The organism is Frankia sp. CcCS3, from assembly GCF_977927575.1.
The window spans coordinates 1-22,059 of record NZ_CDWRCL010000044.1; the positions used below are offsets into that span (position 1 = coordinate 1).

The window sequence follows — 22,059 nt, forward strand, 5'->3', positions numbered from 1 at the left end:
GACAAGCTAGCCGTCCGCTACGGAGCAACAGTACCCATCGCCGCGATCAACGAATGGCTGCCCCGATAAACTTCCCAAACAGGCCCTAACGTGGGAGCTGTGGCCAGCCTGGAGGTTGTGGACAAGCGGGTCGAGGTCGTCCTGCGCGGGCTTGAACGGATCGGCGCGGTGCGTGGGGACGTCTCCGTGCGGCTCGACGAGGTACTCGACGTACGCCTGGCGGCGGACGCGTTCGCGGAAGTGCACGGATGGCGGGCGCCCGGGACCGGACTGCCGCGCGTCATGGCCCTCGGGACCTGGCGGTCGCGGGGCGGCAAGGAGTTTGTCGCTGTCTACCGCGGCCGGCCCGCGGTCGTGGTGGAAGTCCGCCCGGGCGGCGAGTTCCGGCGCCTGATCGTCGCAACCGGCGACGCCGAACGCACCGTGGCGCGTCTGCGCAGGGCGGTCATCGCGCGCTGACGGCCCGGGACCCGGACCCGGCGTCAGGGCCGGCCGTCAGTCGGCCTCGGCCCTGGCCCCGGACCCGAGGATCGCCTCGGCTTCCACTTCGACGACCCAACACTCGTCGAGCAGTCCCGCAACGACGACCATTGTGGCGGCTGGGCGGATCGCGGCGAACAGCTCGCCGTGGACGGCGCCGACGGCCGGAACGTGGGCGGGATCGGTGATGAACATCCGGGTACGGGTGACGTCACCGAGATCGGTGCCCGCCTCGCGCAGTGCGGTGCGGATGATCTCGAAGCACCGCCGGGTCTGCAGCTCAGCGTCCGGTGGAACCGTGTCGTCCGGCCACACCGGCCCGGTCCCGCTGACGAACACGCGTTCGCCTACCCGGAGCGCCCGGGAGAACCCGATCGTGGCTTCGTAGGGTGAGAAGCCGGAAATCTTCTGACGTTCAGGATGCAACAGGATGCTCTGGGTAACCGGTGATCAAGACGGAAGTATCCACACTTGTGGACAACGGTTGTGGATGAATGACACGGCTGGAAGCTCCGGTGGTTGTGCCGGGCGTGGCCATTGGGCGTCTGGCGTTCGGGCCGGCTATCGCCACTGGGTCGACACGGCCAGCCCGACGACGACAAAACCAAACCCGATAAGGATGTTCCAGCCGCCCAGCCCCTCCATCCCCAGGACGCCGCCGTTGGAGAAGTAGTAGACGAGCAGGTAGGCGATCCCGAGCAGGAAGAACGCGAGGATCAGACCGCCGAACCAGGGCGGAGACGGCGGCTTCCGCTTGCGTGCCGACGCGCCCGCGGTGGTGGTCGGGGTCGGCTTCTTGGGCTTGCGGCGTCGCGACTCGGGCACTGCGGAACTCCTCGATGGCCGTACGTGGACGAGGACGGCGACCGCCGTCGCCGTCCTCGTCCGGCCATCGGCGGTCTCGCGCTGGGTACCAGCGTAGACAGGGCATCCGTGGAAACGCCGTTGCGTACCGGCCGGCGGGATTCACCTCCGGTCGGTGCCCGGGCGACGCCGGCGTCGCGGCCGGTGCCGGGGCGATCAGACCGATGTGGCATCGAGAGCGCCATCGGCCGCGTAGCCTGCGCTGGAGGCGATACCTCCGACGCGGCGGACGGATCGCCCGGCCGAGCTGGCTGTGGCATGGTCGCGTGCCGCCCCCGGCGATCCACCGGCAGGCGTGGGTGAACCGTCCAGCGGTGCACCGAGGGAGGTTGGGGACAACGGTGCACGGCGGGCTACGGCCCTGGCCCTGGCCCTGGCCGGGGAGCCGGTCGCGGCGGGTGATCTGGGCGGTGTCGCTGTTCTGAGCCGGCGTGCTGTCCGGCGTCGTGGTGCTGGACGGCGGCCCGTTCGATCGGGCTGGCCCGCGGGACACCGCCGCTTGGGCGGCCCAGGAGCGGGCGGGAGTCGCGCAGGTTATCGACGAGGAGGCGGGCCGGGTGGCCGACCGCCGTGCCGGGCTGGACGCCGAGTCGCGGCGGCGCGCGACCACGGCGCAGGCCGTCCCGTCAGGGGCCCCAGGCTCCGCGCGCGGGACCGATGCCGCCGCCCGGTCCCTGGTCGAGCGGCTGGCCGGTCCTGCGCGGGCCGGCGCTGACCGTCGAGCTGGACGACGCCCCGCGGGAGGGCCGGGGCGGCCCGTACGCCCCCGGCGTGCCCGCCCCGAGGCCCGACGATCTCATCGTGCATCAGCAGGATGTCCAAGCGGTCGTGAACGCGCTGTGGGCCGGCGGCGCCGAGGCGATGAGCATCATGGATTGCCGGGTGACGGCACTGACGGCGGTCCGCTGCGTCGGGAACACTCTTCTGCTGCACGGCGAGGTCTTCTCCCCGCCGTTCCGGATCACGGCGATCGGGGAGGTCGCTGCGCTGCGCTCCAGCCTGCGGGCCAATCCACAGGTCACGATCTACCGGCAGTACGCCGACGCCTACCGGCTGGGATACCGCGTCGAGGAGGCCGCCGACAGCCGGTTATCCGGCTACGACGGGCCGATGATCGACCTGTCCGGCACCGCCAGGCGCGGCTAGGAGAACGCCGCCGTCCGCAGGGTCTCGACCTCGGCGGACAGCCCCGGTGCGAGCCTGCGCGCCGCGCCGCCGTCGCCGCACTGGTCCAGCCAACGGGCGAGGATCAGGTGGCCGCCCTGGGTGAGGACGGACTCCGGGTGGAACTGCACGCCCTCGAGCGGGAGCCGCCGATGGCGCAGCGACATCACCACGCCACTTTCGGTCCGGCCGGTCACCTCGATTTCCTCGGGGAGGGTGTCCTCCTCGACGGCCAGCGAGTGGTAACGAGTCGCGATGAACGGCGACGGCAGGTCCGTGAGAACGCCGGTCCGGTCATGGTGGACGACCGAGGTCTTGCCGTGCAGCAACTCCGGGGCGCGGTCGACGGTAGCGCCGAACGCGACCGCGATCGCCTGATGGCCCAGGCACACCCCGAGCAGCGGCACACCGCCCGACGCGCAGGCTCGCACCATGGGAATGCTCACGCCGGCCGCCTCGGGCGTACCCGGTCCCGGGGAGAGCAGGACCCCGTCGACGCCGAGCGCGGCGAGGTCGGCCGGCGTCATCTCGTCGTTGCGGCGCACGATGCATTCGGTCTCAAGCTGGCCCAGGTACTGGACAAGGTTGAAGACGAACGAGTCGTAGTTGTCGATCACCAGGATGCGCATCAGATCGTGACCTCCCGCGGCATCAGGCACCCTGCCGTGGGCGGCCGCAGTCCCATACTGCCTGAGCAGCCACGACCGCCTCCGTCGGCGCGACGACCTCAGGTGCCGCCACCGCCGTTGCGGCCGCCCAGCAGCCCCCCCAGGCCGCCCAGCCTCGTCGTGGCCGGTGTCCCAGGGGTGGGATTACCCGTCGGGCTCGGCGAGGTGCTGGTCGGCTCCGCGGTCGGGGTGGGCCCGGTTGGCGTCTCGGTCGGGGTCGGCGGCGCGGTGGTCTGGATCTGCTGGGCGACGGACAGCGTGATGGTCGAGCCCCGAGGGACGTTGCCGCCGGACGGGCTCTGGTCCACGACCGTCCCCGGCGCCACGTTGTTGTTCGCGACGTTCTGCCGGGCCGCGTTCAGCCCGTAGCGGCCGAGTTCGGCGACGGCATTGTCGTACGTGCGGTTGCGCACGTCGGGAACGTTGACGTTCGGGCTGACCACGTTGAGCGTGACCGTGCTGCCGGGCTTGACGGCCGTACCCGGCTGCGGATCGGTGCTGTTCACCGTGCCTACCTTCTGGCCGGTCGGGTTGGCGTAGGCCATCGAGTTCGGGACCAGCCCCAGCGCCCGTAGCGCCGCCTCAGCCTCGGCCTGGGTCTTCCCGATCAGGTCGGTGGGGATCTGGACGTCGTCGGCGGCCTTGCCGATCGACAGGGTGATCATCCCCTTGGCGGCGACCTCCTTGCCCTCGGCCGGGTCGACCGCCGTGACCCGGCCGGCCATGTCCGGTGAGTCGACCAGCTTCGTGACCGCATCCCCCCCGAAGCCGGCGCTCTGCAGCCGGGCGCGGGCCTGCTCCTCGTTCTGCCCGACGAGGCCGGTCGGGACGAGGATCTTCTTCGTGGAGGCGGTGTTGTGACCGGAGCTGAGGAAGGTCGTGGCGAGCAGGACGACGGCGACGAAGACGATGACGATTCCGAGACCCGCGAGGATGTACTTCCACGCCTGGGAACGCTCCTGATCGGGAACGGCCCGCCGGTCGATGGCCCCGGTCACGTCGTAGCGGTCGAACGGACCGGTGCCGAAGCGGCCGTCGTCGTAGGGCACGTCGCGGTAGGTGGTCTGGTCGTCGTTGCGGTAGTCGTCGTCGCGGTAGCGGTCCCGGGTAGGGTAACCCGCTCGGTCACCGCGGCTGAGGACCGCCGTGCCGGCAGCGGCCGGGCCGAGGGTGGTGGCGGCCCCGCCCGCGCCACCACCTCCCATCATGGCGTGCACGCGTCGTCCGGCCAGCGCCCGTTCCAGATCGTCGCGCATCTCACCCGCGGTGCCGTAGCGGTCGTCGGCGTCCTTCTCCATCGCCTTGAGGACGATCGCGTCGGCCTCGGGGGAGATGCCGCGATCGTGAGCGGACGGCGGCGGCGGGTCCTCCCGCACGTGCTGGTAGGCCACGGCCACCGGGTTGTCCCCGCGGAACGGCGGCGATCCGGTGAGCAGTTCGTAGAGCAGCACCCCGGTGGTGTAGACGTCGCTGCGGGCGTCGACGCGGGCTCCTCGGGCCTGCTCCGGGGACAGGTACTGAGCGGTGCCGATCACCGCGGCCGTCGCGGTCATGGTCGAGGAGGTCGCGGTGGTGGCGCGGGCGATGCCGAAGTCCATGACCTTAACCGAGCCGTCCGGGCTGAGCATCACGTTCGCCGGCTTGATGTCGCGGTGGATGATCCCCATCCGGTGGCTGTAGTCCAAGGCGGCGCAGACGTCGGAGGTGATCTCCATGGCGCGGCGTTCGGTGAACCGGCCCTCAGTCTGCAGCGCGTCGCGCAGGGTCCGTCCCTCGATGAACTCCATCACGATGTAGGGGATCTGCGCCCCGTTGATGATGTCCTCGCCCGTGTCATACACCGAGACGATCGCGGGGTGGTTCAGCGCGGCCGAGGACTGTGCCTCGCGGCGGAACCGGGCGAGAAAGGTGGGATCACGGGCGAGGTCCGGGCGCAGCGTCTTGATGGCGACCTCACGGCCGAGCCTGATGTCACGGCCGCGGAAGACCTCCGCCATGCCGCCATAGCCGATGCCCTCGCCCAGCTCGTAACGCCCGCCGATAATCTGTGGCCCAGCCCCCGGAGCATACATCTCCGTCACGTCGGTCACGAATACTCCCCTGCCGTCGCCCCTCCCGCGCCGGAAATCGCCGACCCGGCGTTACCGCTGACGATTTCACCACCGATTGCGGTTGCGTACACCACCCCCGGTGGTGTGGTCGCGGAGTTCGATTCGGAATTGCTCTTGGAGAACAACCTGTTAGTCGCGAATGCGACGATCACCACGGTGAGGATCAGCAGAATGATCAGAAGCGGCAGTGGCAGGGCGGGACGGGAGGCTGTCTCCGGCCGGTGCCGTCGAGCAGCTCGCCCCTCCCAGCCCGGCCGTAGATCATCCTGGCCGTCCGGGCCGGACAGGCCCGGGGGGCCGCCGGGGGTACGGGCCCACGGCGGCGGACCCGGGTGGTAGGCGGTGCCGGGATCGCGGGGGCCGCCACGGTCCGGCGTCCCGTAGGCCGAGCCACCGTACGCCCCCTCGGGGCCGCCGTACGCGGTGTCGGGGCCGCCGTAGGGCGGGCTGTGCAGGGCCATTGCAGGTACGTCGGGTCCGCCGAGCATGGCTCCCGGGCCATCGGGAACCGCCTGGGCTTTGTCCGACGGAGCGCCGGTGCGCCCCGGTCCACTGGTGCGAGCGGACGGTGGCGGTGCGGCCACCCAGGACGGTGGTCGGGTGCGCGAGGTGGATCGGGGCGGGCGAGCGGCGGCACCAGCGGGCGGGAGGACGGCGCCCGGCCCCGGATGGCGGGCGGTCGCATCCGGTGTGCTGGGCCAGCGCGCCGGCTCCGGGCTCCACAGGCTGCGCCGGATCCCGGCCGCCGAACGTGCGAATGCCCCCGCCGAACTGGGCCTGCGCGCGGGGTCCTTGGCCATCGCCGAGTCCACCAGGGCCCGCACCTGGTAGGGGATGTCGGTCGGCAGCGGGGGCGGGGTGTCCTGCTGGTGGGCCATCACGACCACGATGGGGTTGCGGTCGTCGAAGGGGCGGCGACCGGCGAGGCACTCGTACGCGACGACGCCGAGCGAGTAGACATCGCTCGCCGGTGTCACCGGACGCCCGGACGCCTGCTCGGGGGACACGTAGTAGGCCGTCCCCATCATGATGCCGGTGGCGGTGAGCGGCGCGGCGTCGACCGCGCGGGCGATCCCGAAGTCGGTGACCTTCACCGCGCCGTCCGGGCGCAGCAGCAGGTTGCCGGGCTTGACATCGCGATGGACCACGCCGAGGGCATGCGCGGCCTGCAACGCGTCGGCCGCCTGCCCGAGGATGTCCAGCGTGCGCTCCGGGGACAACCGCTTCTCCCGGTGCAGCGCGGCGGAGAGGGGCTCCCCCTCCACCAGCTCCATCACCAGGTAGGCGGTCGGGTAGTCGTCGGAGGTCGCAACCTCGCCGTAGTCATAGACCGAGGCGACGCCCGGGTGTGACAGCCGGGCGGCATGGCGGGCCTCGCCGCGGAACCGCACCAGGAACGACTCGTCGCTGGCGTACTCCGGGCGCAGCAGTTTCACCGCGACGGGGCGGCCGAGGGTCTGGTCCAGGCCACGCCAGACCTCACCCATGCCGCCGGCGGCGATCCGCCCGTTCAGGCGGTATCGGTTGTCGAGGACGGTGTTCGGCGCCGCGGCGCCGGCGAAGGGCTGCGACGGGGAGATGGGATTGCCCGGGGAGTTGTTCATGGCTTGTCCAATGCGGCCTGTATGACCTTTTTCGCGACGGGGGCGGCGACCGCACCACCGGTACCCAGCTCGCCGCCGCCGTCCTCGACGATGACGGCAACCGCGATCTTCGGGGTGTCCGTCGGGGCGAACCCCACGAACCAGGCGTGCGGCAGACTGGTGCCGTGCTCGGCGGTCCCCGTCTTCCCGGCGACGGTAACGCCGCCGATCTGCGCCCGCCGACCGCTCCCCGACGTCACCACGCTTTCCATCATGGTCGTGAGCTGGGCGGCCACCTCGCTGCTCACCGGTTCACCGAGTTTCTCCGGCTCGGTTTTACTGATCCTCTTGAGGTCCGGGCTGCGCAGTTCGGACACGAGATAGGGCTTCATCTCCATGCCGTCGTTGGCGATCGCCGCGACCACCTCCGCCATCTGTAGGGGCGTGACCCGGACGTCGTACTGGCCGATCGCTGACTGCGCGGTCTGCGCGGCGTCGAGCTTGGCGGGGAAGACGCTACGGGCCTGTTGCAAGGGGAAGTCGGGGAAGGCCGCGTTCAGGCCGAAGGCCTCGGCCTGCCGGCGCAGGGTGTCGGCACCGAGATCGATGCCGAGCTGTGCGAACGCGGTGTTACAGGAGATGGTGAGCGCGTGAATGAGGGTGTCGGTCTCGCCGTCGCCGCAGCGTTCGCCGCCGAAGTTCGGCAGCCGCACGGTGCTCAGCGGGAGCGGTAGCTCGTCGGGTGCCGCGACGCGGGTATCCGGCGTCCTGCCTTGTGACAGTGCGGCGGCGGCGGTGATGAGCTTGAAGGTGGAACCGGGCGGATAGGTCTGCTGGGTCGCCCGGTTCAGCAATGGTTGATCCGGATTGCCCGACAGCAGCCCATAGGCGTTGGCCGCGGCCTTCTCGTCATGGGCAGCCAGCGCGTTCGCGTCGTAGGACGGGTTGGTGACCATCGCCAGGATCGCGCCGGTCGGCGGCTCGATGGCGACCACCGCGCCCTTGCGGTTGTCGAGCGCCTCCGCCGCAGCCTTCTGGACGGCGGGATTGATCGTAGTGACCACGGAACCGCCGCGCCGCTCCGCGCCGGTGAACAGGCCGGTCACCCGGCTCGCGAGCAGCCGGTCGTCGTCTCCGGACAGGAAGACGTCCTCGGACAGCTCCAGGCCGGCCGCCGTGAACAGCGTGTAGTAGCCGGTGACGTTGGAGTAGAGCTGCCCGGCCGGATACTGCCGCTGATACTTGTACTGGTCGTTCGACGGCACCGAACGTGCGATCTCCACGTCACCGGCGACGATCGCGCCCCGCTGTCGTTCCAGGCGCTCGGTGATCTGACGCCCGTTCGTCGGCTGGGACTTGAGGCTGCCCGCCTCGCCCATCTGGAGCCAGTTCGCATTCACCAGGAGCGCGGCGAAGAGGATCATGCAGGCGACGGCGACCTTGCGCACCGTGCGGTTCATGTCGTCTTCACCACCTGGGTGGGACTCTCGGCAACCGCGCCCGGGTCGAACAGGGGGGCATCCGGCACCGGTTCGGGTGCGCGGCGGGCGGCGTCGCTGACCCGCAGCAGCAACGCGATGATCGCGGCGTTGGCCACGATGGACGACCCGCCGTAGGAGACGAACGGCAGCGTGAGCCCGGTCAGCGGGATGAGCCGCATGACCCCGCCCACCTGCACGAACACCTGCAGCGCCAGGGTGAAGGACAGCCCGGACGCCAGCAGTTTGCCGAACGGGTCCTTCGCGCCGAGGGCCGCGCGCATCCCGCGCAGCACGACCAGGGCGTACATCATCAGGATGGCCATGACGCCGGTGAGACCGAGCTCCTCACCGAGGCTCGCCATGATGAAGTCGGTGTTCGCGAACGGCACCTTCTGCGGGTGCCCCTCCCCGAGCCCCGTACCGGTGATGCCACCGGCGGCGAAGCCGTAGAGACCCTGCACGAGCTGGTACGACGTGCTCGACGGGTTGTCACCGTCGAAGGCGTGCAGCCAGCCGTCCACCCGGACCTGGACATGGCTGAACATACTGTGCGCGATCACGGCACCGAACAGGAACAGCACGAAGCCGACCACGACCCACGATGCCCGCTCGGTGGCGACGTAGAGGACGACCATGAACATTCCGAAGAACAGCAGGGACGAGCCGAGGTCCTTCTGCACGATCAGGATGCCCAGGCTCGCCAGCCACGCCACCAGCACCGGTCCGAGGTCGCGGGCGCGCGGGATCCCCATCCCGAGAAAGGACCGGGAGGCCACCGAGAGGACCTCGCGTTTGTTGACCAGATAGCCGGCGAAGAAGATCAAAAGAATGATCTTCGAGACTTCGCTCGGCTGGAAAGAGAACGGCCCGATCCGCAGCCAGAGGCGCGCGCCGTTGATGGTCGCGCCGATGCCCGGCGCGATCGGCAGCACCAGACCGACCAGACCGACCAGACCGGCCGTGTAGGCGTACCGGGCGAGCGAGAGGTGATCGCGTACCAGCGTCAGCACCAGGATGAAGACGATGACCGCCAGCAGGGTCCAGACGAGCTGCGTCTGCGCGGCACCGGGCGGGATGTGGGTTCCCGCCCGCTCGGCGGCATCCGCCTTGGCGAGGTCGAGCCGATAGATCATGACCAGGCCCAGGCCGTTGAGCGCGACGACGACCGGGAGCAGCACCGGGTCGGCGGCCGGCGCGAACCTGCGTACCGCCAGGTGGGCCAGTGCCCACAGGCAGAAGAAGCCGAGACCGATGGAGAAGATCCCGAGCGAGATCTGGCCGATGTCGGCGAAGGTCAACGCGGCGAGCGCGCTGGTTGCGAGCGCACCAGCGAAGATCATCAGGATGAGCTCCCGGCGCCGGTACGGCGGGAGGTTGGTGCCGGTGGGCAGCGGGAAGCCGGCGAAGGTCGCGGTGAGGTCCGCCGACCTCGGCCTGCGTAGCGGAGGTAGGGGGATCGGCGGGCGAGTCATCGCTGGCCTGAGATCACGGTGAGGGGGTGGGGACGGGTGTGGTCGGGCATCCCGGGACCGTGACGCCGGCATCGGTCGCCGGCTGGCACAGGGGAGTGGACAGGAGGGAGGAGTCCGAGGTGCCCGACGGCACCTTGGAACGGTCGGTCGGGCTCGGGCTCGGTGACGGGAATACGGCGGGTACAGCCGGGGTACGCAGGCGCGAGATGATCTTCTCCGCATCGTCACGGCTGCCGGCGCGGATGCCTCGTCGGAGCTCCGCCTGATCGGGCTCCGCAACCTCCGACAGTGGCTGACGACGGGAGAGCACCACCGAGGACAGCGGAATGCCCTTCACGCCCTGGAAGAGGGCGACGTGTTCATCGTCGACGCCGACATAATACTGCCCGCGCACGTAGGTCCACCCGGCCGCAGCACCGGCCACGATGAGCAAGAACACCACGGTGGAGACGAACAGGACCCGCCGGCCGGAGCGCCGTCCTCCGGATCCTTCCGGGTCGGAGTCGTCGCCATCGTCGTCGTCGCCGCGATCGCTGGCCTGTGCCTGGCGGTCCCGCCGGTGGAAGCCCGGCCGACCGATACGGGCGGCCTTCGCCGCCGCGGACTCGTGGTCGGGGTACTGGGGATTCGGCCCGCTGCGGGCCGGCGACGCCCCGGGGACCGCCCGCTTCTCGGCCGCCGCGCCGGCCACGAGAGGATAAGGCTCCGCCTCGCCGTGGTCCTCCTCGATGTCGGCGACCACGACGGTGATGTTGTCCGGGCCACCGCCCTTGAGGGCCAGGTCGACCAGCTGGTCAACCGCCTCCTGTGGGGTGGGCAGCAGCAGCGTCTCGAGGATCGTCTCCTCGCTTACCACCCCCGACAGACCGTCGGTGCACAGCAAGTAGCGGTCTCCCGCGATCGCCTGGCGCACGGAGAGGTCGGGCTCGACCTCCCGACCGTCGAGCGCCCGCATCAGCAGCGAGCGCTGCGGGTGGGTGTTCGCCTGCTCGGGGGTGATCCGACCCTGGTCCACGAGATCCTGCACCAGGGTGTGATCGTGGGTGACCTGGCTGAGGACGCCGTCGCGCAGCAGGTAGGCCCGGGAATCGCCGACGTGCAGCACCCCGAGCATGTCACCGGAGGAGAGCACGGCGGTCACCGTGGTGCCCATGCCGTCCAGCGCGCTGTTCTCCAGCGACATCTCGCGCAGCTGCCGATTGGCGTCCCGGACGGCCTCGTTCAGCTCCGTCACGAGATCGTCGCTGTCGATCGCGTCGTCGAGACCCGCCAGGCGGGAGATCACCGTCGAGCTGGCGACCTCCCCCGCAGCATGACCACCCATGCCGTCGGCCACCGCCAGCAGGCGGAGCCCGGCATAGGCCGAATCTTCGTTTCCTTCCCGCACGTGCCCGACATCCGAGCGGACGGCGAAGTGAAGCCTGAGGCTCACCGGTGGAGCTCCAGGACCGTCTTCCCGATCCTGACCGGCGCGCCGAGAGGTACCGGCATGGGACTGGTCACCTTCGTACGGTTGAGGAATGTGCCATTGGTCGAGCCCAGGTCCTCCACGAACCACTGCCCGTCGTGGGGCACGAGTCTCGCATGCCGCCCGGATGCGAAGTCATCCTCGAGGACCAGGGTCGAGCCCTGTGCCCGTCCGATGGTGACAGGTGCCGTTCCTAGCGGGATCGTTGTGCCGGTCAAGGGACCTTTGGTCACCACGAGTTTGCTAGGTGTCTGTGGCTTGCGTGGAGGTTGAGGCGGGGTGCGCGGCGGCGTCGGCCGGACCATGGGGGGCGGCTCGCGCCGCTGCTGACGCTTGGTGGGGCCGAACATATCCAGCCGGACGGCGCGCACGGCGACCAGAACGAATCCCCAGAGGAGGGCAAGGAATCCGATCTTGACAACCAGCAGTACGAGTTCGCTGGGCTCGGTGGGGTCCATCGGGCGCTACCAGCCTCGATCCGATCTGGGTCGGTCACGTCGACCATCCCCGCCGGGAGGCTCCGCGGCGGCGCGGCCGGGGAGGTCCGTGTCGGCGTCGTACACGTCGTCGAGGGATTCGAGCCCATCGGACGGCGAACCGGAGCCGGGCCGGCGGCCGGGATTGCTCGGCTCGCGGTAGGGGTCGGCGCGCCGTGCAGGGTCGGATCGCCGAGGAGCGTCGTCGCGTCCCCCACGCCCGTCACGGGGATCACGGTGATAGGGGTCACGACCGCCGCGGTCGCGCGGCTGGTCGTAGCCGTGATCCCGTTCCGGTGTCCGGTCTCGGTACGGGTCCATCCGGTTCTGGTATGGATCGTCCCGGTACCCCGGCACACCGCGCCGATCACGATCGGCGTACGGGTCGACGCGGCCGGCGCGGGGCGACGAGCCGCGCCGGTACGGGTCGTCCGGGGCGGGCGTGGGACGGCGGTCCGGCGGGATGGTCTCCCGGCCCCCGGCCTGGGCCGGCGGAGGTGTCCCACGGGCGCCCGCGCGCGCCGGGCCATTCCCCCGTCCATCCTCGCGACGAAAGATGATCGTCGCGGTACCGAGTTCGATCTTGTCCCCGTTGACCAGCTTGACCTGCGTCGCCGCGCGACCGTTGACCAGGCTGCCGTTGGTGGACCCGGCGTCGACGTAGAGGAACTGCCCGTCGGGAAGCCGGTGTATCTCGCCGTGGCGACGAGATACACCGGTGTCGTTCAGGCGGATGTCGCACTCGACGCTGCGGCCGATCACGGTCGTCTCGGCGTCCAAGGGATACTCCCGTTCCCCTCCGCCCGCGGGCCCTCCCGGGGCCTTCGTGGTGATGACGAGGTGCGGGGTGCCGGGAGCGCCCGGTCGGGGAGGGCGTGCGCGCCGTCCAGTCACCGCTCCCGGGTCCGCGGCGGCCACGCTGCTGCGGATCCGGAAGACGCCGACATCGAGATCGGTGGCCTCGGACATCCGCACGGACACCGGGCCGACGAAGGTGTAGCGATGCTCGGCCGCATGCTCGCGGACCATCTCGGCGAGCTCGTCGCACAGTGCCCGGTCGTAGGGGGAGAGCCGGGCGAAGTCGCCGCCGGCGAGCTCGACGGCGAACTCGTTGGGCACCAGCACCCGGTTCGAACTGACCGCCCGCCGATCGTCGGTTTCCCGGGCCAACGCGCTGGCGATCTCGACGGGCTCGACTCCGCCCTTGAACACCTTCGCGAACGCACCCTCGACGAGGCCGCCCAGGCGCCGTTCGAAGCGTTGTAGCACGCCCATGCTCGACCTCCCTTCTCCCGGTCTGTGAGATCGTATGCCCCCGAGCGCGGACGTCCCACGGCTCGGCAGCTTGACATGTTCGCGACGGGCCCGACCCCCCTCCGTGAAGGACATCTCCGGCGTGGTAGCGTGTCGTCTGGTCGAGAGATAGTCCCACTCGGGCGAGTGGCGGAATGGCAGACGCGCACGGTTCAGGTCCGTGTGTCCTAGCGGACGTGGGGGTTCAACTCCCCCCTCGCCCACGCAAGTCCCTGGCGGCGCGTGCTGGGCCGTTGGGGACTTTCGTCATGCTGACCGGGGGGCCGAGTCCCCCGAACCCCCCTCGTTGCGCCTTCGGCGCCGCCTTGGCTGGGTGGGTGGTTGGGGCCGTCGGCGTTGTTGCGGAGTGCCGGGGGCCGAGCCCCCCCGAACTCCCCACGAGTCCTTGGCGGCGCGTGCTGCGCCGTTGGGTGGGGCGCGGGCGTCCCCGCTCCGGCAGCGGAGAGGCTCAGCCGGCGGGGCTGCCCACCGACGGCGGGGAGGCGTCCTCGATGCGCACCGCGTAGTCCTCGATCACCGGATTGGCCAGCAGGGTTGAGGCCAGGTGCTCGACCCGGGCCAGGACCGCGCCGTCGAGGTCCGTGCCCTCCTCCAGCTCCAGCTCGAAACGCTTGCCCTGGCGGACCCCGACGATGCCACTCACGCCGAGGCGCGGCAGCGCAGCGAGCACCGCCTGCCCCTGCGGGTCGAGAATCTCCGGCTTGAGCATCACATCCACCACAACCCTGGTCACACCCGCGGACACTACCGGTCGAGCGGCGTATGAGCCGGATCTCGCCCGCCCGGGGCGTACAGATCGTACAGATCTGGTAGGCGATCTCGGATAATGCGGGCTTCCCGGGGAACACGGCCCTTAAGCTTGGCCGGTGTCGTTCTGGCGGGCGCCCGTCCCGGTCGTCGGGTTCGATCTCGATCTGACCCTGTTGGATGCCCGGCCCGGGATCCGGGCGACCTTCGCCGTCCTGTCCGCTGAGACCGGGGTGGCGGTGGACGTCGAGACGGTCGTCGCCCGGCTTGGCCCGCCGCTGGAGACGGAGCTCGCCCACTGGTTCCCGCCGGCCGATGTCACGGCCGTGGCGGCCCGCTACCGCGAGCTCTATACGGTCCACGCGGTGCCGGCGTCGCTGCCGATGCCGGCCGCGGTAGCCGCGGTGGAGGCGGTGCGGCGGCTCGCCGGCCGGGTGGTGGTCGTCACCGCGAAGAGCACGGCACTGGCCCGGGCGAGTCTGGACCGGATCGGCATCACCGCCGACGTGGTGGAGGGAGCCCGGTTCGCGCAGGCGAAGGGCGAGGCACTGCGCGCCCACCGCGTGGACATCTTCGTCGGTGACCACGTCGGCGACATGGTCGGCGCCCCCGACGGCGACGCTCTCGCCGTCGGGGGCGCCACCGGGCCCTGCTCGGCCGCTGATCTGCTCTCCGCCGGCGCCGACGTCGTCCTCCCCCGGCTGGCTGACTTCCCGCCCTGGCTGGTCGACGAGGCCCGGCGCCGACGACAGCAGGGCTGACGCCGCGACGCGGTCGACGCGGTCGGCCCGGCCGGGGCCCGCACCCCCGGCCGTGAGATCAAGGAACTATCGGGAACGGGTGACGGGGTCTGTCCGCGGACCGGTGCCGTCCCCGGGGGCCCCGTGGTCGGGCGGATGTGGGTTGTTCACGTAGAGATCGGGATCGCTCTCCTCGGGAATCCGGGATCGGGCGGCGGCGAGAACCCCCACCAGCGCCACGGCGAACCCGATGGTCAGTCCGCCGCTGGCGACGGCGTTCAGCCAGATCGGCAGATTCTCGGCGCCCAGGAAGAAGGGGATCACCGCCGCCACCGTGACGACCAGACCGGTTCCGAAGAGCACGGCCCCGACCCGGACCAGCCGATCCGCCCAGGTCACCGGCGGCGGGGTCCCGACCGGAGCCGTGGCCTCGTTTACCGCACCGTCGGCCACGGGTCCGGCCTGCCCGGACGAGGGTTTCGCCGACACGTGCGACAGCCTACGAGGACGTGTGCCGAACGCGGGCCAGGCCACCATCACGGGAGAGGGGTTCACTCGACAGCCGATCGCTACCGAAGACGCACGCGACGTGCGGCCGACGGATAGCCTGGGAATCACTCATCTTCCGTTGCGTTGTCCTGCCGTTACACAGAACGAGGTCGCCCGTGCCCACCGGCAAAGTCAAGTGGTTCGACGTCGACAAGGGCTTCGGCTTTCTCAGCCGGGACGACGGCGGCGACGTCTTCGTGCACAAGGCCGCCCTGCCCGCCGGGGTCGACCGGCTGAAACCCGGCGACCGGGTCGAGTTCGGCGTCGCCGCCGGGCGGCGTGGCGACCAGGCACTGTCGGTCCGGCTGCTGACCGCCCCGCCGTCGGTCGCCAAGGCGGCTGCCCAGGCCGCGCGGCGCAGTCCGGACGAGCTGCACAGCATGGTCGAAGACATGATCAAGGTGCTGGACGACGTGCAGCGAGACCTTCGTCGCGGCTGGTATCCCGACCGGCGGACCGCCCAGCGGGTCGCCAAGGTCGTGCACGCCGTCGCCAACGAGTTGGAGGTCTAGGCCGGCGGCAGGAAACTGACCCGTCGGCCGCACCCGGTGCACACCGCGACCTGGGCGCCAGGTTCCTCGTCGGACGCCGCCAGGTGGGTCCATCGAATCCGCTGTTCCCATCACATCAGCGACACCGACCGAGCCAGCCACATCAATCATGATCCGGGCATGAGCCGAGATCGAGCCCTTCATCAGATTGGCCACACTGGTACGCACCGGTTCACGATGCCTCCTCGGTTGCGGCCTCATCCGCCGCGGCCTGCGCGCCGTGGCGGCAACACATTGTCGGGGAGCCGACCGGTCCCGTCGGCGGGGAGCCCGCGTGCGACTGGAAGCGTTGGCAGTGCGACAGACTGCAAACGTAGACCAGACCGAACCATGAGCAGCCCCGCAGCCGGCCGCGGTGGCATCGCCGAGGGCCGTCCCACCTCCGCTGATCGGCGGAGGGCACGGATCGGCGGTCGGAACGGGGCGTCGGATCGGGATTTGAGAGGCATTCGTGTGACAAGCAGTGGACAGCGGTCGTGATCACAGCCGTGCGGTGCTGACCGTGGCCGACAACGCCGCACGCATGGGTTCCGGCCGCTCCGAACCAGGTGATCCGCTCAATCCACACGAGCCCCGGTCGGTCGGCCCCTATGTTTTGCTCAGCCGGCTGGGGGTCGGCGGCATGGGCACGGTCTACCTGGCGAGGAACCGGGCCGGACGGCGGGTTGCCATCAAGGTCATCAGACCGGATCTGGCTGCCGACGAGGAGTTCCGCCGCCGGTTCCGGGCCGAGGTCGAAGCGGCACGCAAGGTCGCTCCCTTCTGCACCGCCGAAGTCCTGGACGCGGATCCGAATGCGCCCGCGCCGTACCTCGTCACCGAGTTCATCGACGGGGTCCGGCTGGACATGCAGGTCGACAAGGGCCCGCTGACCTCGTCGACCCTGACCGGACTGGCTGTGGGGGTCGCGACGGCGCTTACCGCGATCCACAGCGCAGGCCTCGTCCATCGGGATCTCAAGCCCAGTAACGTGATGCTCTCACTGTCCGGGCCACGTGTGATCGATTTCGGGATCGCGCAGGCCCTCGAGGGCGCGAAGGCGAAGCCCACGGCATGGGGCTTCGGCTCCGCCGGGTGGATGGCGCCCGAACAGGTGCACGGCCAGCCCATCGGTCCGGAGGCGGACGTCTTCGCCTGGGGCATCCTCATCGCCTACGCCGGTACCGGCCGCCACCCGTTCGGCGACGGTACGGACATCGACCTCGGCATGCGCATCGTCGGGTCCGCCCCGGACCTGCGTGGTCTGCCGCAGCCGCTGGTCGGCCTGGTCAGCGCGGCTCTAGCCAAGCATCCCGACGACCGGCCGAGCGCCCGGGACCTGCTGCTGCGGCTCATCGCGCAGCCACCCTCCCGCGGTACCGGTACCATCGGCGAGGCGATGGGTCAGGCCGAGGAGTTCCTGAGCCGAACCAGCGAGGTGCCCCGCGCCGCGCCGACCCGGATCGGCGCGGCGACCTCGGTTCCCGCGCGTCAGGTCCCCTGGAACGCGGGCGCTCCCGCCGCCCGGGCGGGCCAGGGACCGGGACAACCACGCCAGGCACCACCGGGGCAGCCCGACGCGCACAGCCCGATGGGACGCCCCGGCCCGCGGCCCGCCCAGGTAGGTGCCCGCCCACCCGCGCAGCTGGGCGGGCGGATGGGCGGGCAGGTCCCCGGCGCACCGCCGGGGCCGTGGTCCGGCCAGGCTCCCGATCAGCACGGGCCGGTACCGGGTGAGCCCGGCGCACCGTACCCGCCCTTCGCCCAGCCGCCGGCGGCCCGCGGGCTCGATCGCAGGCGACTCGTCTGGATCGCCGCCATCGTCCTGAGCGCGCTGATCGCCATCGCGGTCGTGGTCAGCCTGCCCGGAAAGACCGGAAAGAGCGGCCAGAATGGTTCCGCGGAACAGCTGGCGGCCACAACCGCCCCGTCGCGCTCCACCGGTCCGAGCACGGCATCGGGTTCGGCCAGCGGCCTGAACCGCCCCGTCACGGATGGCCAGCTCGAGTTCATCGTGGATTCCTTCCGGTGCGGGCAGACCAAACTCGGTGACGGACTGCTCGCTCGGCACACGGACGGCCAGTTCTGCCTGGCCCACGTGACCGTGCGCAACCTCGGCGACTCCACCCGCACGCTGGTGACCTCATCCCAGTTTCTGTGGGACGGCGGCGGCGGCCGGCACAGCGCCGATTTCCTCGCCCGCCTCCAACTGAGTAACGAGGATCTGTGGGATTCGATCAACCCGGGTGACCTCAGGGCGGGCACCATGGTCTTCGACATCCCGCGGGAGGCCACGGCCCAGGAGTTGGAGTTGCACGACAATCCGGTGAGCGGAGGAGTCCGCGTTCCCGTCCCCTGACGGTGGCCGACCAGCCCGGCGGGCCGATTTCCAGTTAATGTCACCCTCGATCCGAACGGACCCGAAGCGGGGCGAGCACCCCCCACGGGTTCCGAACCGTCGAGGTGGGGAGTCCGGTGCGAAGAAGCGGTGTCGGTCCAGATCGTCGCGGACCCGGTCGACCCGGCGGAGCCGCGGCCCTCGCCGTCCTCGCCCTCATCGCCGGCCTGACCGGTTGCAGTGACCTTTCCGACCAGACCGGAACGTCCAACCAGGTTGGTGCCCCGACCGCCAGCGGCTCGGCGCTGAAGCTGCTCGCCACCCTTCCGATCAAAGAGGAGGACAACTCTCCCAGGTACCGCCGGGACGAGTTCGGGCCCGCCTGGTCGGACATCGACGACAACGGGTGTGACACCCGTAACGACATTCTGCGGCGAGATCTGCGCAGCACCACCATCCGCAGATCGGACGGCTGCACGGTGCTGACCGGTGAGCTCCGGGATCCGTACACCACCAGAATCATCCGTTTCGACCGTGGACGGAACTCCGCCAGCGTGCAGATCGACCACGTCGTCCCCCTGGCGGATGCGTGGCGGACCGGCGCGCTCAACTGGACCGCCCGGGAACGGCTCCAGTTCGCCAACGATCCGGAGAACCTGCTGGCCGTCGACGGTCCCACGAATCAGCGCAAGAGCGATCATGACGCCGCCGAATGGTTGCCGCCGAGCCCGGGGGAGCAGTGCCCCTACATCGCGCGCCAAGTGGGATTGAAGGCCCGTTACCGCCTGTGGGTCGTCCAGGCGGAGGCGGACGCGATGCGCGCCGTTCTCCAGAAGTGCCCGAACCAGCCGGCACTGGGGCTGACCCCGAGCGGCTGACCGGAAGCCCGCGGCGCCGGGTCATCCGAGAAATGCGGAGTAGCCGGCGGAGTCGGCCCGGGCCCGGCGGAGCCGGCCGACGGTCCTCAGAGGACGGTGGGCGCGGCGCCGCTCTCGTTCACCATCGGGCGGCTGTGCGCCTGCCAGGAGAGCATCCCGTCGGTCAGGTTGCGGACCTGCCAGCCACCCTGCCTGAGGTAGTTGGTGACGGCGGCGGACCTGCCGCCCGAGCGGCACACCACGACGACCTCGCGTTCCCGGGGAACCTCGTCGAGTCGGGCGGCCAGTTCACGCATCGGGATGTGCAGCGCGCCGGCGATATGACCGGCGGACCACTCGTCGGGCTCCCGCACGTCCACCATCAGCGGCGCACCGTCCGCGGAAAGCTCGACCGGTAGCTCCGCGACGCCGACAGCCGGTATCTGATCGGTACTCACGTCTCCATCCTGCCATCAGGACCCTCCGAGGGGGCTCGCGATTCAGCGCAGCGGCCGCGGAAGCGCGGGGACGAGGTCGGCGTCGGCGGCGCGGGAGAGCAGGGCCTCGACGGCGGCGAACCCCTCGTCGCCGAGGTTGAGGCTGAACTCGTTGACGTACAGCTTGATGTGGGCGTCGACGACGTCGGGCGCCATCTCCTGGGCATGGGCGAGGACGTAGTCGGCGCTGGCGGCGGGATCGGCGAAGGCCGCGGCGACGCTCGCCCGCACCGCGGCGGACAGCGCCGGGCCGTCCAGCCCCCGGCGGGCGAGGATCGCGCCGAGCGGAATGGGCAGCGAGGTCTGGCCCTCCCACCAGTCGCCGAGGTCGACGAGCGCCGTCAGCCCATAGGACGGGTAGGTGAAGCGGGACTCGTGGATGACGAGCCCCGCGTCGTACGCGCCGTCGCGGACGGCGGGCATGATCTTCTCGAAGGGAAGCACGTCGGCGCTCGTCACGCCCTCGTCGGCCGCCCACAGCCGGAACAGCAGGTAGGCCGTGGTGCGGGTGCCGGGGATGGCGACCCGGGCACCGCGCAGGCCCGACCGCCCGGCGGTGAGGACGAGTGGGCCGCAGCCGCGGCCCAGGGCCCCGCCCGCCGTCAGCAGTTGGTACCCGGTGAGCAGCCACGGCAGGGCGGCGTAGGACACCTTGACGAGGTCGTCCCGCCCGTCGGCGGCCCGGGCGTTGAGGACGTCGATGTCGGCAAAGGCCACCGACACCTCGGGTGCTCCCGGGACGAGTCCGTGCGCGAGGGCATGGAAGGCGAATGTGTCGTTGGGGCAGGGCGAGATGGCGAGCGAGAGCGGACCTGGAAGGTGCGAGGTGGTCGCCCGGCCAGCACCCATCTCAGTGCTCTCCCGTCCCGTGGTGGCCGTTGTTCCCGTGGTGGCCGCGGGCACCCGGGTGCTCGGCCGGGATCGTGGTGGAGGCGTCCCTCGTAGTGGCCGCCGGTGCGGCCATCACCAGACCGTCCGGGTGGGCGACGAGTGCCGCGGCGGCCGTGCGGAGGCTGGCCAGCGCGACCGGCAGGTTCCAGTCGGACCGGTCCCGGCGCCCGACCGTGTTGCTGATGGTACGGATCTCCACCACCGGGACGCCGAAGGCCCGGGCGGCCACCCCGACGGCGTACCCCTCCATCGACTCCGCCACCGGGTCCAGCCGCTCGGTCAGCGCCGTGGCCCGACGTTCGGTGCCCGTCACCGTCGACACGCTGATCACGCTACCCGTGACGATCCGCCGCCCGGTGGCGTCGAGCACCGTGCCCAGGCGGTGGATGAGGTCCGGATCCGGGACCACCGTGGACGAACCGAGCCCGAGATCCTCCAGGCTCAGGAACGACCCCGCGGGGTTCGGCAAGTGGGCGGGGCCGCCGCGGGGTGCCGGCGCGCCGTTGCTGTGGAACCCGAGATTGCGGTCCATCTCGCTGATGCGGCCGATCAGCGGAGCGGGCGGTTCCTCGTCAAGGCCGGACTCCGCGCCGAGGTCGGCGGCGACGATGCGATCGGCGAGGACGATGTCCCCGATCTCCGCCCAGCCGCGGAACCCACCGCCGATCCCCATCGCCACGACCAGGCTGAACGGCTGCCCCGCCGCGCTCGCCACCGACATTGCCACCGCGGTGCCCGCCGCCGCGGCCGGGCCGCCGGTGCCTGCCGCGAGCACCGTCACCGGTCCGCGTCGCCGGCCCACGTAGGGGCCCAGGGTGGAGGTGGTGAGAAGCTGGCGGTCCCATTCGGGGGACACCAGGCTGCCCGGTCTGATGGGGGTTCTGGTCCGGCCGCGCGACCAGCTGCCCATCAGGCCGGCACACACCGCGTCCGCTTCGGCGGTCACTGCGGTCACGATCAGGGTGCGGCTCACGATCAGGTCCGGATCATGATCTGGGGACGTCCTCGTCTGTCGTCGCATACTGTCGGTCGATCCGCCCGAACACCACCGCACCGGACAGCTGGGTAACAGTACGGGGTTTTCGATGGGGTGCAAATCGGACTTGTTGCCGGATCTTAGCATCGCGGACGACGCTGCGTGGTCCCAGTGGGGAGGTATGGCACGCTGCGCGCACGGTGTATCCCCGTTCGGGGGCTGGTGTGCGTGGGTCGTTGGTTCCGGTCCGGCGGCGGAGCGGCCGGCGGTGGGTCAGGGCTTGAAGGTGACCAGGAACGGCCAGCTTCCCGACGCCTGGTCGCTGGAGCTGCCTGCCTCGGGAAGCGCGAACACCACGAGCAGGGCAGGCGTGTTCTTGGCGGGAACGTACCGGTAGTGCGTCTCGTTGATCTTGTCGGTCACCCGCTCCCTACCCAGGACGAGGAAGTAGCCGCGGTCGGCGACCGACGTCGGCACGTCGATGTTGATGGCGTTTCCGGGCCTGACCGTGATGTGCGGCGGTGATACCGATTTCTGGATCACCGTCCCGTCCCACTCGTACTGCGCGGCGTTCGTCTGCACGAAGTGTCCCCCGGACTCCATGGTCACCAGGGGAGTCGGCCGCTCGCAGCCGCTCAGGCCGAGGCCGACGACGACCGCGGCGGCGGGAGCCACGGCGAGCCGCCGGAACGGGAAACGGCGGAGGAGGTGAGGCGTGCGCACGGTCGGAGGGTATCGCCGCCCGTGCGGTGGCGTCGCTCGTCGCCAGGGCCTTCAGCCCCTGGCCGGTGGGCACGGTGGCCCGGGTCACGTCGCTGGCGTGCCGGGCCATCGGTGGGGATCTGTCGCTGAT

Annotated in this window: 22 protein-coding genes and 1 tRNA gene; 7 read left to right on the forward strand and 16 right to left on the reverse strand. The window is 70.8% G+C overall.

The features are described from left to right. Positions 1–99 precede the first annotated feature (99 nt). Complete coding sequence (locus tag AC08OQ_RS06460; protein ID WP_476604719.1) at positions 100–459, forward strand: hypothetical protein; 360 nt, start codon at positions 100–102, stop codon at positions 457–459. A gap of 36 nt (positions 460–495) precedes the next feature. Here AC08OQ_RS06460 and AC08OQ_RS06465 read toward each other — a convergent pair whose 3' ends face one another. Together AC08OQ_RS06465 and AC08OQ_RS06470 are read right to left on the reverse strand one after the other, a co-directional pair. After that, entirely contained in the window at positions 496–906 is a 411-nt protein-coding gene (locus AC08OQ_RS06465) for a RidA family protein (RefSeq protein WP_476602153.1), read from the reverse strand. Positions 907–1,041: 135 nt separating this feature from the next. After that, on the reverse strand, positions 1,042–1,305 hold the full coding sequence (locus AC08OQ_RS06470) for a cell division protein CrgA (protein WP_476592736.1): 264 nt from the start codon (positions 1,303–1,305) through the stop codon (positions 1,042–1,044). A 696-nt stretch (positions 1,306–2,001) separates the two neighbouring features. Between AC08OQ_RS06470 and AC08OQ_RS06475 the strand changes: the two genes are divergently transcribed. Next, on the forward strand, positions 2,002–2,490 hold the full coding sequence (locus AC08OQ_RS06475) for a DUF881 domain-containing protein (RefSeq protein ID WP_476602154.1): 489 nt from the start codon (positions 2,002–2,004) through the stop codon (positions 2,488–2,490). On the opposite strand, the gene AC08OQ_RS06480 is transcribed toward AC08OQ_RS06475, so the two are convergent. The 8 genes from AC08OQ_RS06480 to AC08OQ_RS06515 form a co-directional block, all read right to left on the reverse strand. Continuing rightward, on the reverse strand, positions 2,487–3,137 hold the full coding sequence (locus tag AC08OQ_RS06480) for an aminodeoxychorismate/anthranilate synthase component II (RefSeq protein ID WP_462188219.1): 651 nt from the start codon (positions 3,135–3,137) through the stop codon (positions 2,487–2,489). The two genes, AC08OQ_RS06475 and AC08OQ_RS06480, sit on opposite strands and share 4 nt — an antisense overlap. A gap of 98 nt (positions 3,138–3,235) precedes the next feature. Next, positions 3,236–5,266, reverse strand: a complete 2,031-nt coding sequence (gene pknB / locus AC08OQ_RS06485; protein WP_476604717.1) for a Stk1 family PASTA domain-containing Ser/Thr kinase — start codon at positions 5,264–5,266, stop codon at positions 3,236–3,238. Continuing rightward, positions 5,263–6,891, reverse strand: coding sequence for a serine/threonine-protein kinase (locus AC08OQ_RS06490; protein WP_476599847.1), 1,629 nt, complete (start codon positions 6,889–6,891; stop codon positions 5,263–5,265). The genes pknB and AC08OQ_RS06490 overlap by 4 nt, the downstream gene beginning before the upstream one ends. Beyond that, positions 6,888–8,330 (reverse strand): peptidoglycan D,D-transpeptidase FtsI family protein, encoded by a 1,443-nt coding sequence (locus AC08OQ_RS06495; RefSeq protein ID WP_476599849.1) that lies wholly within the window; start codon positions 8,328–8,330, stop codon positions 6,888–6,890. The genes AC08OQ_RS06490 and AC08OQ_RS06495 overlap by 4 nt, the downstream gene beginning before the upstream one ends. Next, positions 8,327–9,823, reverse strand: a complete 1,497-nt coding sequence (locus AC08OQ_RS06500; RefSeq protein ID WP_476599851.1) for an FtsW/RodA/SpoVE family cell cycle protein — start codon at positions 9,821–9,823, stop codon at positions 8,327–8,329. Before AC08OQ_RS06500 ends, AC08OQ_RS06495 begins: the two co-directional genes overlap by 4 nt. Positions 9,824–9,836: 13 nt before the next feature. Next, positions 9,837–11,255, reverse strand: coding sequence for a PP2C family protein-serine/threonine phosphatase (locus AC08OQ_RS06505; protein ID WP_476599853.1), 1,419 nt, complete (start codon positions 11,253–11,255; stop codon positions 9,837–9,839). Further along, positions 11,252–11,749, reverse strand: coding sequence for an FHA domain-containing protein FhaB/FipA (locus tag AC08OQ_RS06510; RefSeq protein WP_476599855.1), 498 nt, complete (start codon positions 11,747–11,749; stop codon positions 11,252–11,254). Before AC08OQ_RS06510 ends, AC08OQ_RS06505 begins: the two co-directional genes overlap by 4 nt. Positions 11,750–11,755: 6 nt before the next feature. Further along, positions 11,756–13,042 (reverse strand): FhaA domain-containing protein, encoded by a 1,287-nt coding sequence (locus tag AC08OQ_RS06515; RefSeq protein WP_476599857.1) that lies wholly within the window; start codon positions 13,040–13,042, stop codon positions 11,756–11,758. A 159-nt stretch (positions 13,043–13,201) separates the two neighbouring features. On the opposite strand from AC08OQ_RS06515, the gene AC08OQ_RS06520 reads away from it, so the two are divergent. Then, positions 13,202–13,284: transfer RNA gene (locus AC08OQ_RS06520), tRNA-Leu, on the forward strand. 245 nt (positions 13,285–13,529) lie between these two features. Here AC08OQ_RS06520 and purS read toward each other — a convergent pair. Next, on the reverse strand, positions 13,530–13,814 hold the full coding sequence (gene purS, locus AC08OQ_RS06525; protein ID WP_476594157.1) for a phosphoribosylformylglycinamidine synthase subunit PurS: 285 nt from the start codon (positions 13,812–13,814) through the stop codon (positions 13,530–13,532). A gap of 133 nt (positions 13,815–13,947) precedes the next feature. Between purS and AC08OQ_RS06530 the strand changes: the two genes are divergently transcribed. Beyond that, a complete protein-coding gene (locus AC08OQ_RS06530) occupies positions 13,948–14,589 on the forward strand; it encodes an HAD family hydrolase (RefSeq protein ID WP_476599859.1) in 642 nt (213 codons plus the stop codon). 66 nt (positions 14,590–14,655) lie between these two features. Here the strand turns inward: AC08OQ_RS06530 and AC08OQ_RS06535 are convergent, their stop codons facing one another. Next, positions 14,656–15,057, reverse strand: coding sequence for a hypothetical protein (locus tag AC08OQ_RS06535; RefSeq protein ID WP_476604716.1), 402 nt, complete (start codon positions 15,055–15,057; stop codon positions 14,656–14,658). A 176-nt stretch (positions 15,058–15,233) separates the two neighbouring features. On the opposite strand from AC08OQ_RS06535, the gene AC08OQ_RS06540 reads away from it, so the two are divergent. The 3 genes from AC08OQ_RS06540 (at position 15,234) to AC08OQ_RS06550 (ending at position 18,863) form a co-directional block, all read left to right on the forward strand. Next, a complete protein-coding gene (locus tag AC08OQ_RS06540) occupies positions 15,234–15,629 on the forward strand; it encodes a cold-shock protein (RefSeq protein ID WP_462188148.1) in 396 nt (131 codons plus the stop codon). Positions 15,630–16,191: 562 nt separating this feature from the next. Further along, on the forward strand, positions 16,192–18,006 hold the full coding sequence (locus AC08OQ_RS06545; RefSeq protein ID WP_476599866.1) for a protein kinase domain-containing protein: 1,815 nt from the start codon (positions 16,192–16,194) through the stop codon (positions 18,004–18,006). Positions 18,007–18,122: 116 nt separating this feature from the next. Continuing rightward, complete coding sequence (locus tag AC08OQ_RS06550) at positions 18,123–18,863, forward strand: HNH endonuclease family protein (RefSeq protein ID WP_462188147.1); 741 nt, start codon at positions 18,123–18,125, stop codon at positions 18,861–18,863. Between the two features lie 86 nt (positions 18,864–18,949). On the opposite strand, the gene AC08OQ_RS06555 is transcribed toward AC08OQ_RS06550, so the two are convergent. The 4 genes from AC08OQ_RS06555 to AC08OQ_RS06570 form a co-directional block, all read right to left on the reverse strand. After that, complete coding sequence (locus tag AC08OQ_RS06555; RefSeq protein WP_462188146.1) at positions 18,950–19,300, reverse strand: rhodanese-like domain-containing protein; 351 nt, start codon at positions 19,298–19,300, stop codon at positions 18,950–18,952. 42 nt (positions 19,301–19,342) lie between these two features. Beyond that, positions 19,343–20,188 carry a 1,4-dihydroxy-6-naphtoate synthase gene (locus AC08OQ_RS06560; RefSeq protein ID WP_462188145.1) on the reverse strand — a complete coding sequence of 282 codons (846 nt, stop codon included), beginning with the start codon at positions 20,186–20,188 and terminating at the stop codon, positions 19,343–19,345. Position 20,189: 1 nt separating this feature from the next. Continuing rightward, a complete protein-coding gene (gene mqnB / locus AC08OQ_RS06565) occupies positions 20,190–21,203 on the reverse strand; it encodes a futalosine hydrolase (RefSeq protein WP_476599864.1) in 1,014 nt (337 codons plus the stop codon). A 276-nt stretch (positions 21,204–21,479) separates the two neighbouring features. After that, positions 21,480–21,929, reverse strand: a complete 450-nt coding sequence (locus AC08OQ_RS06570) for a hypothetical protein (RefSeq protein WP_462188143.1) — start codon at positions 21,927–21,929, stop codon at positions 21,480–21,482. Positions 21,930–22,059: the final 130 nt, after the last annotated feature.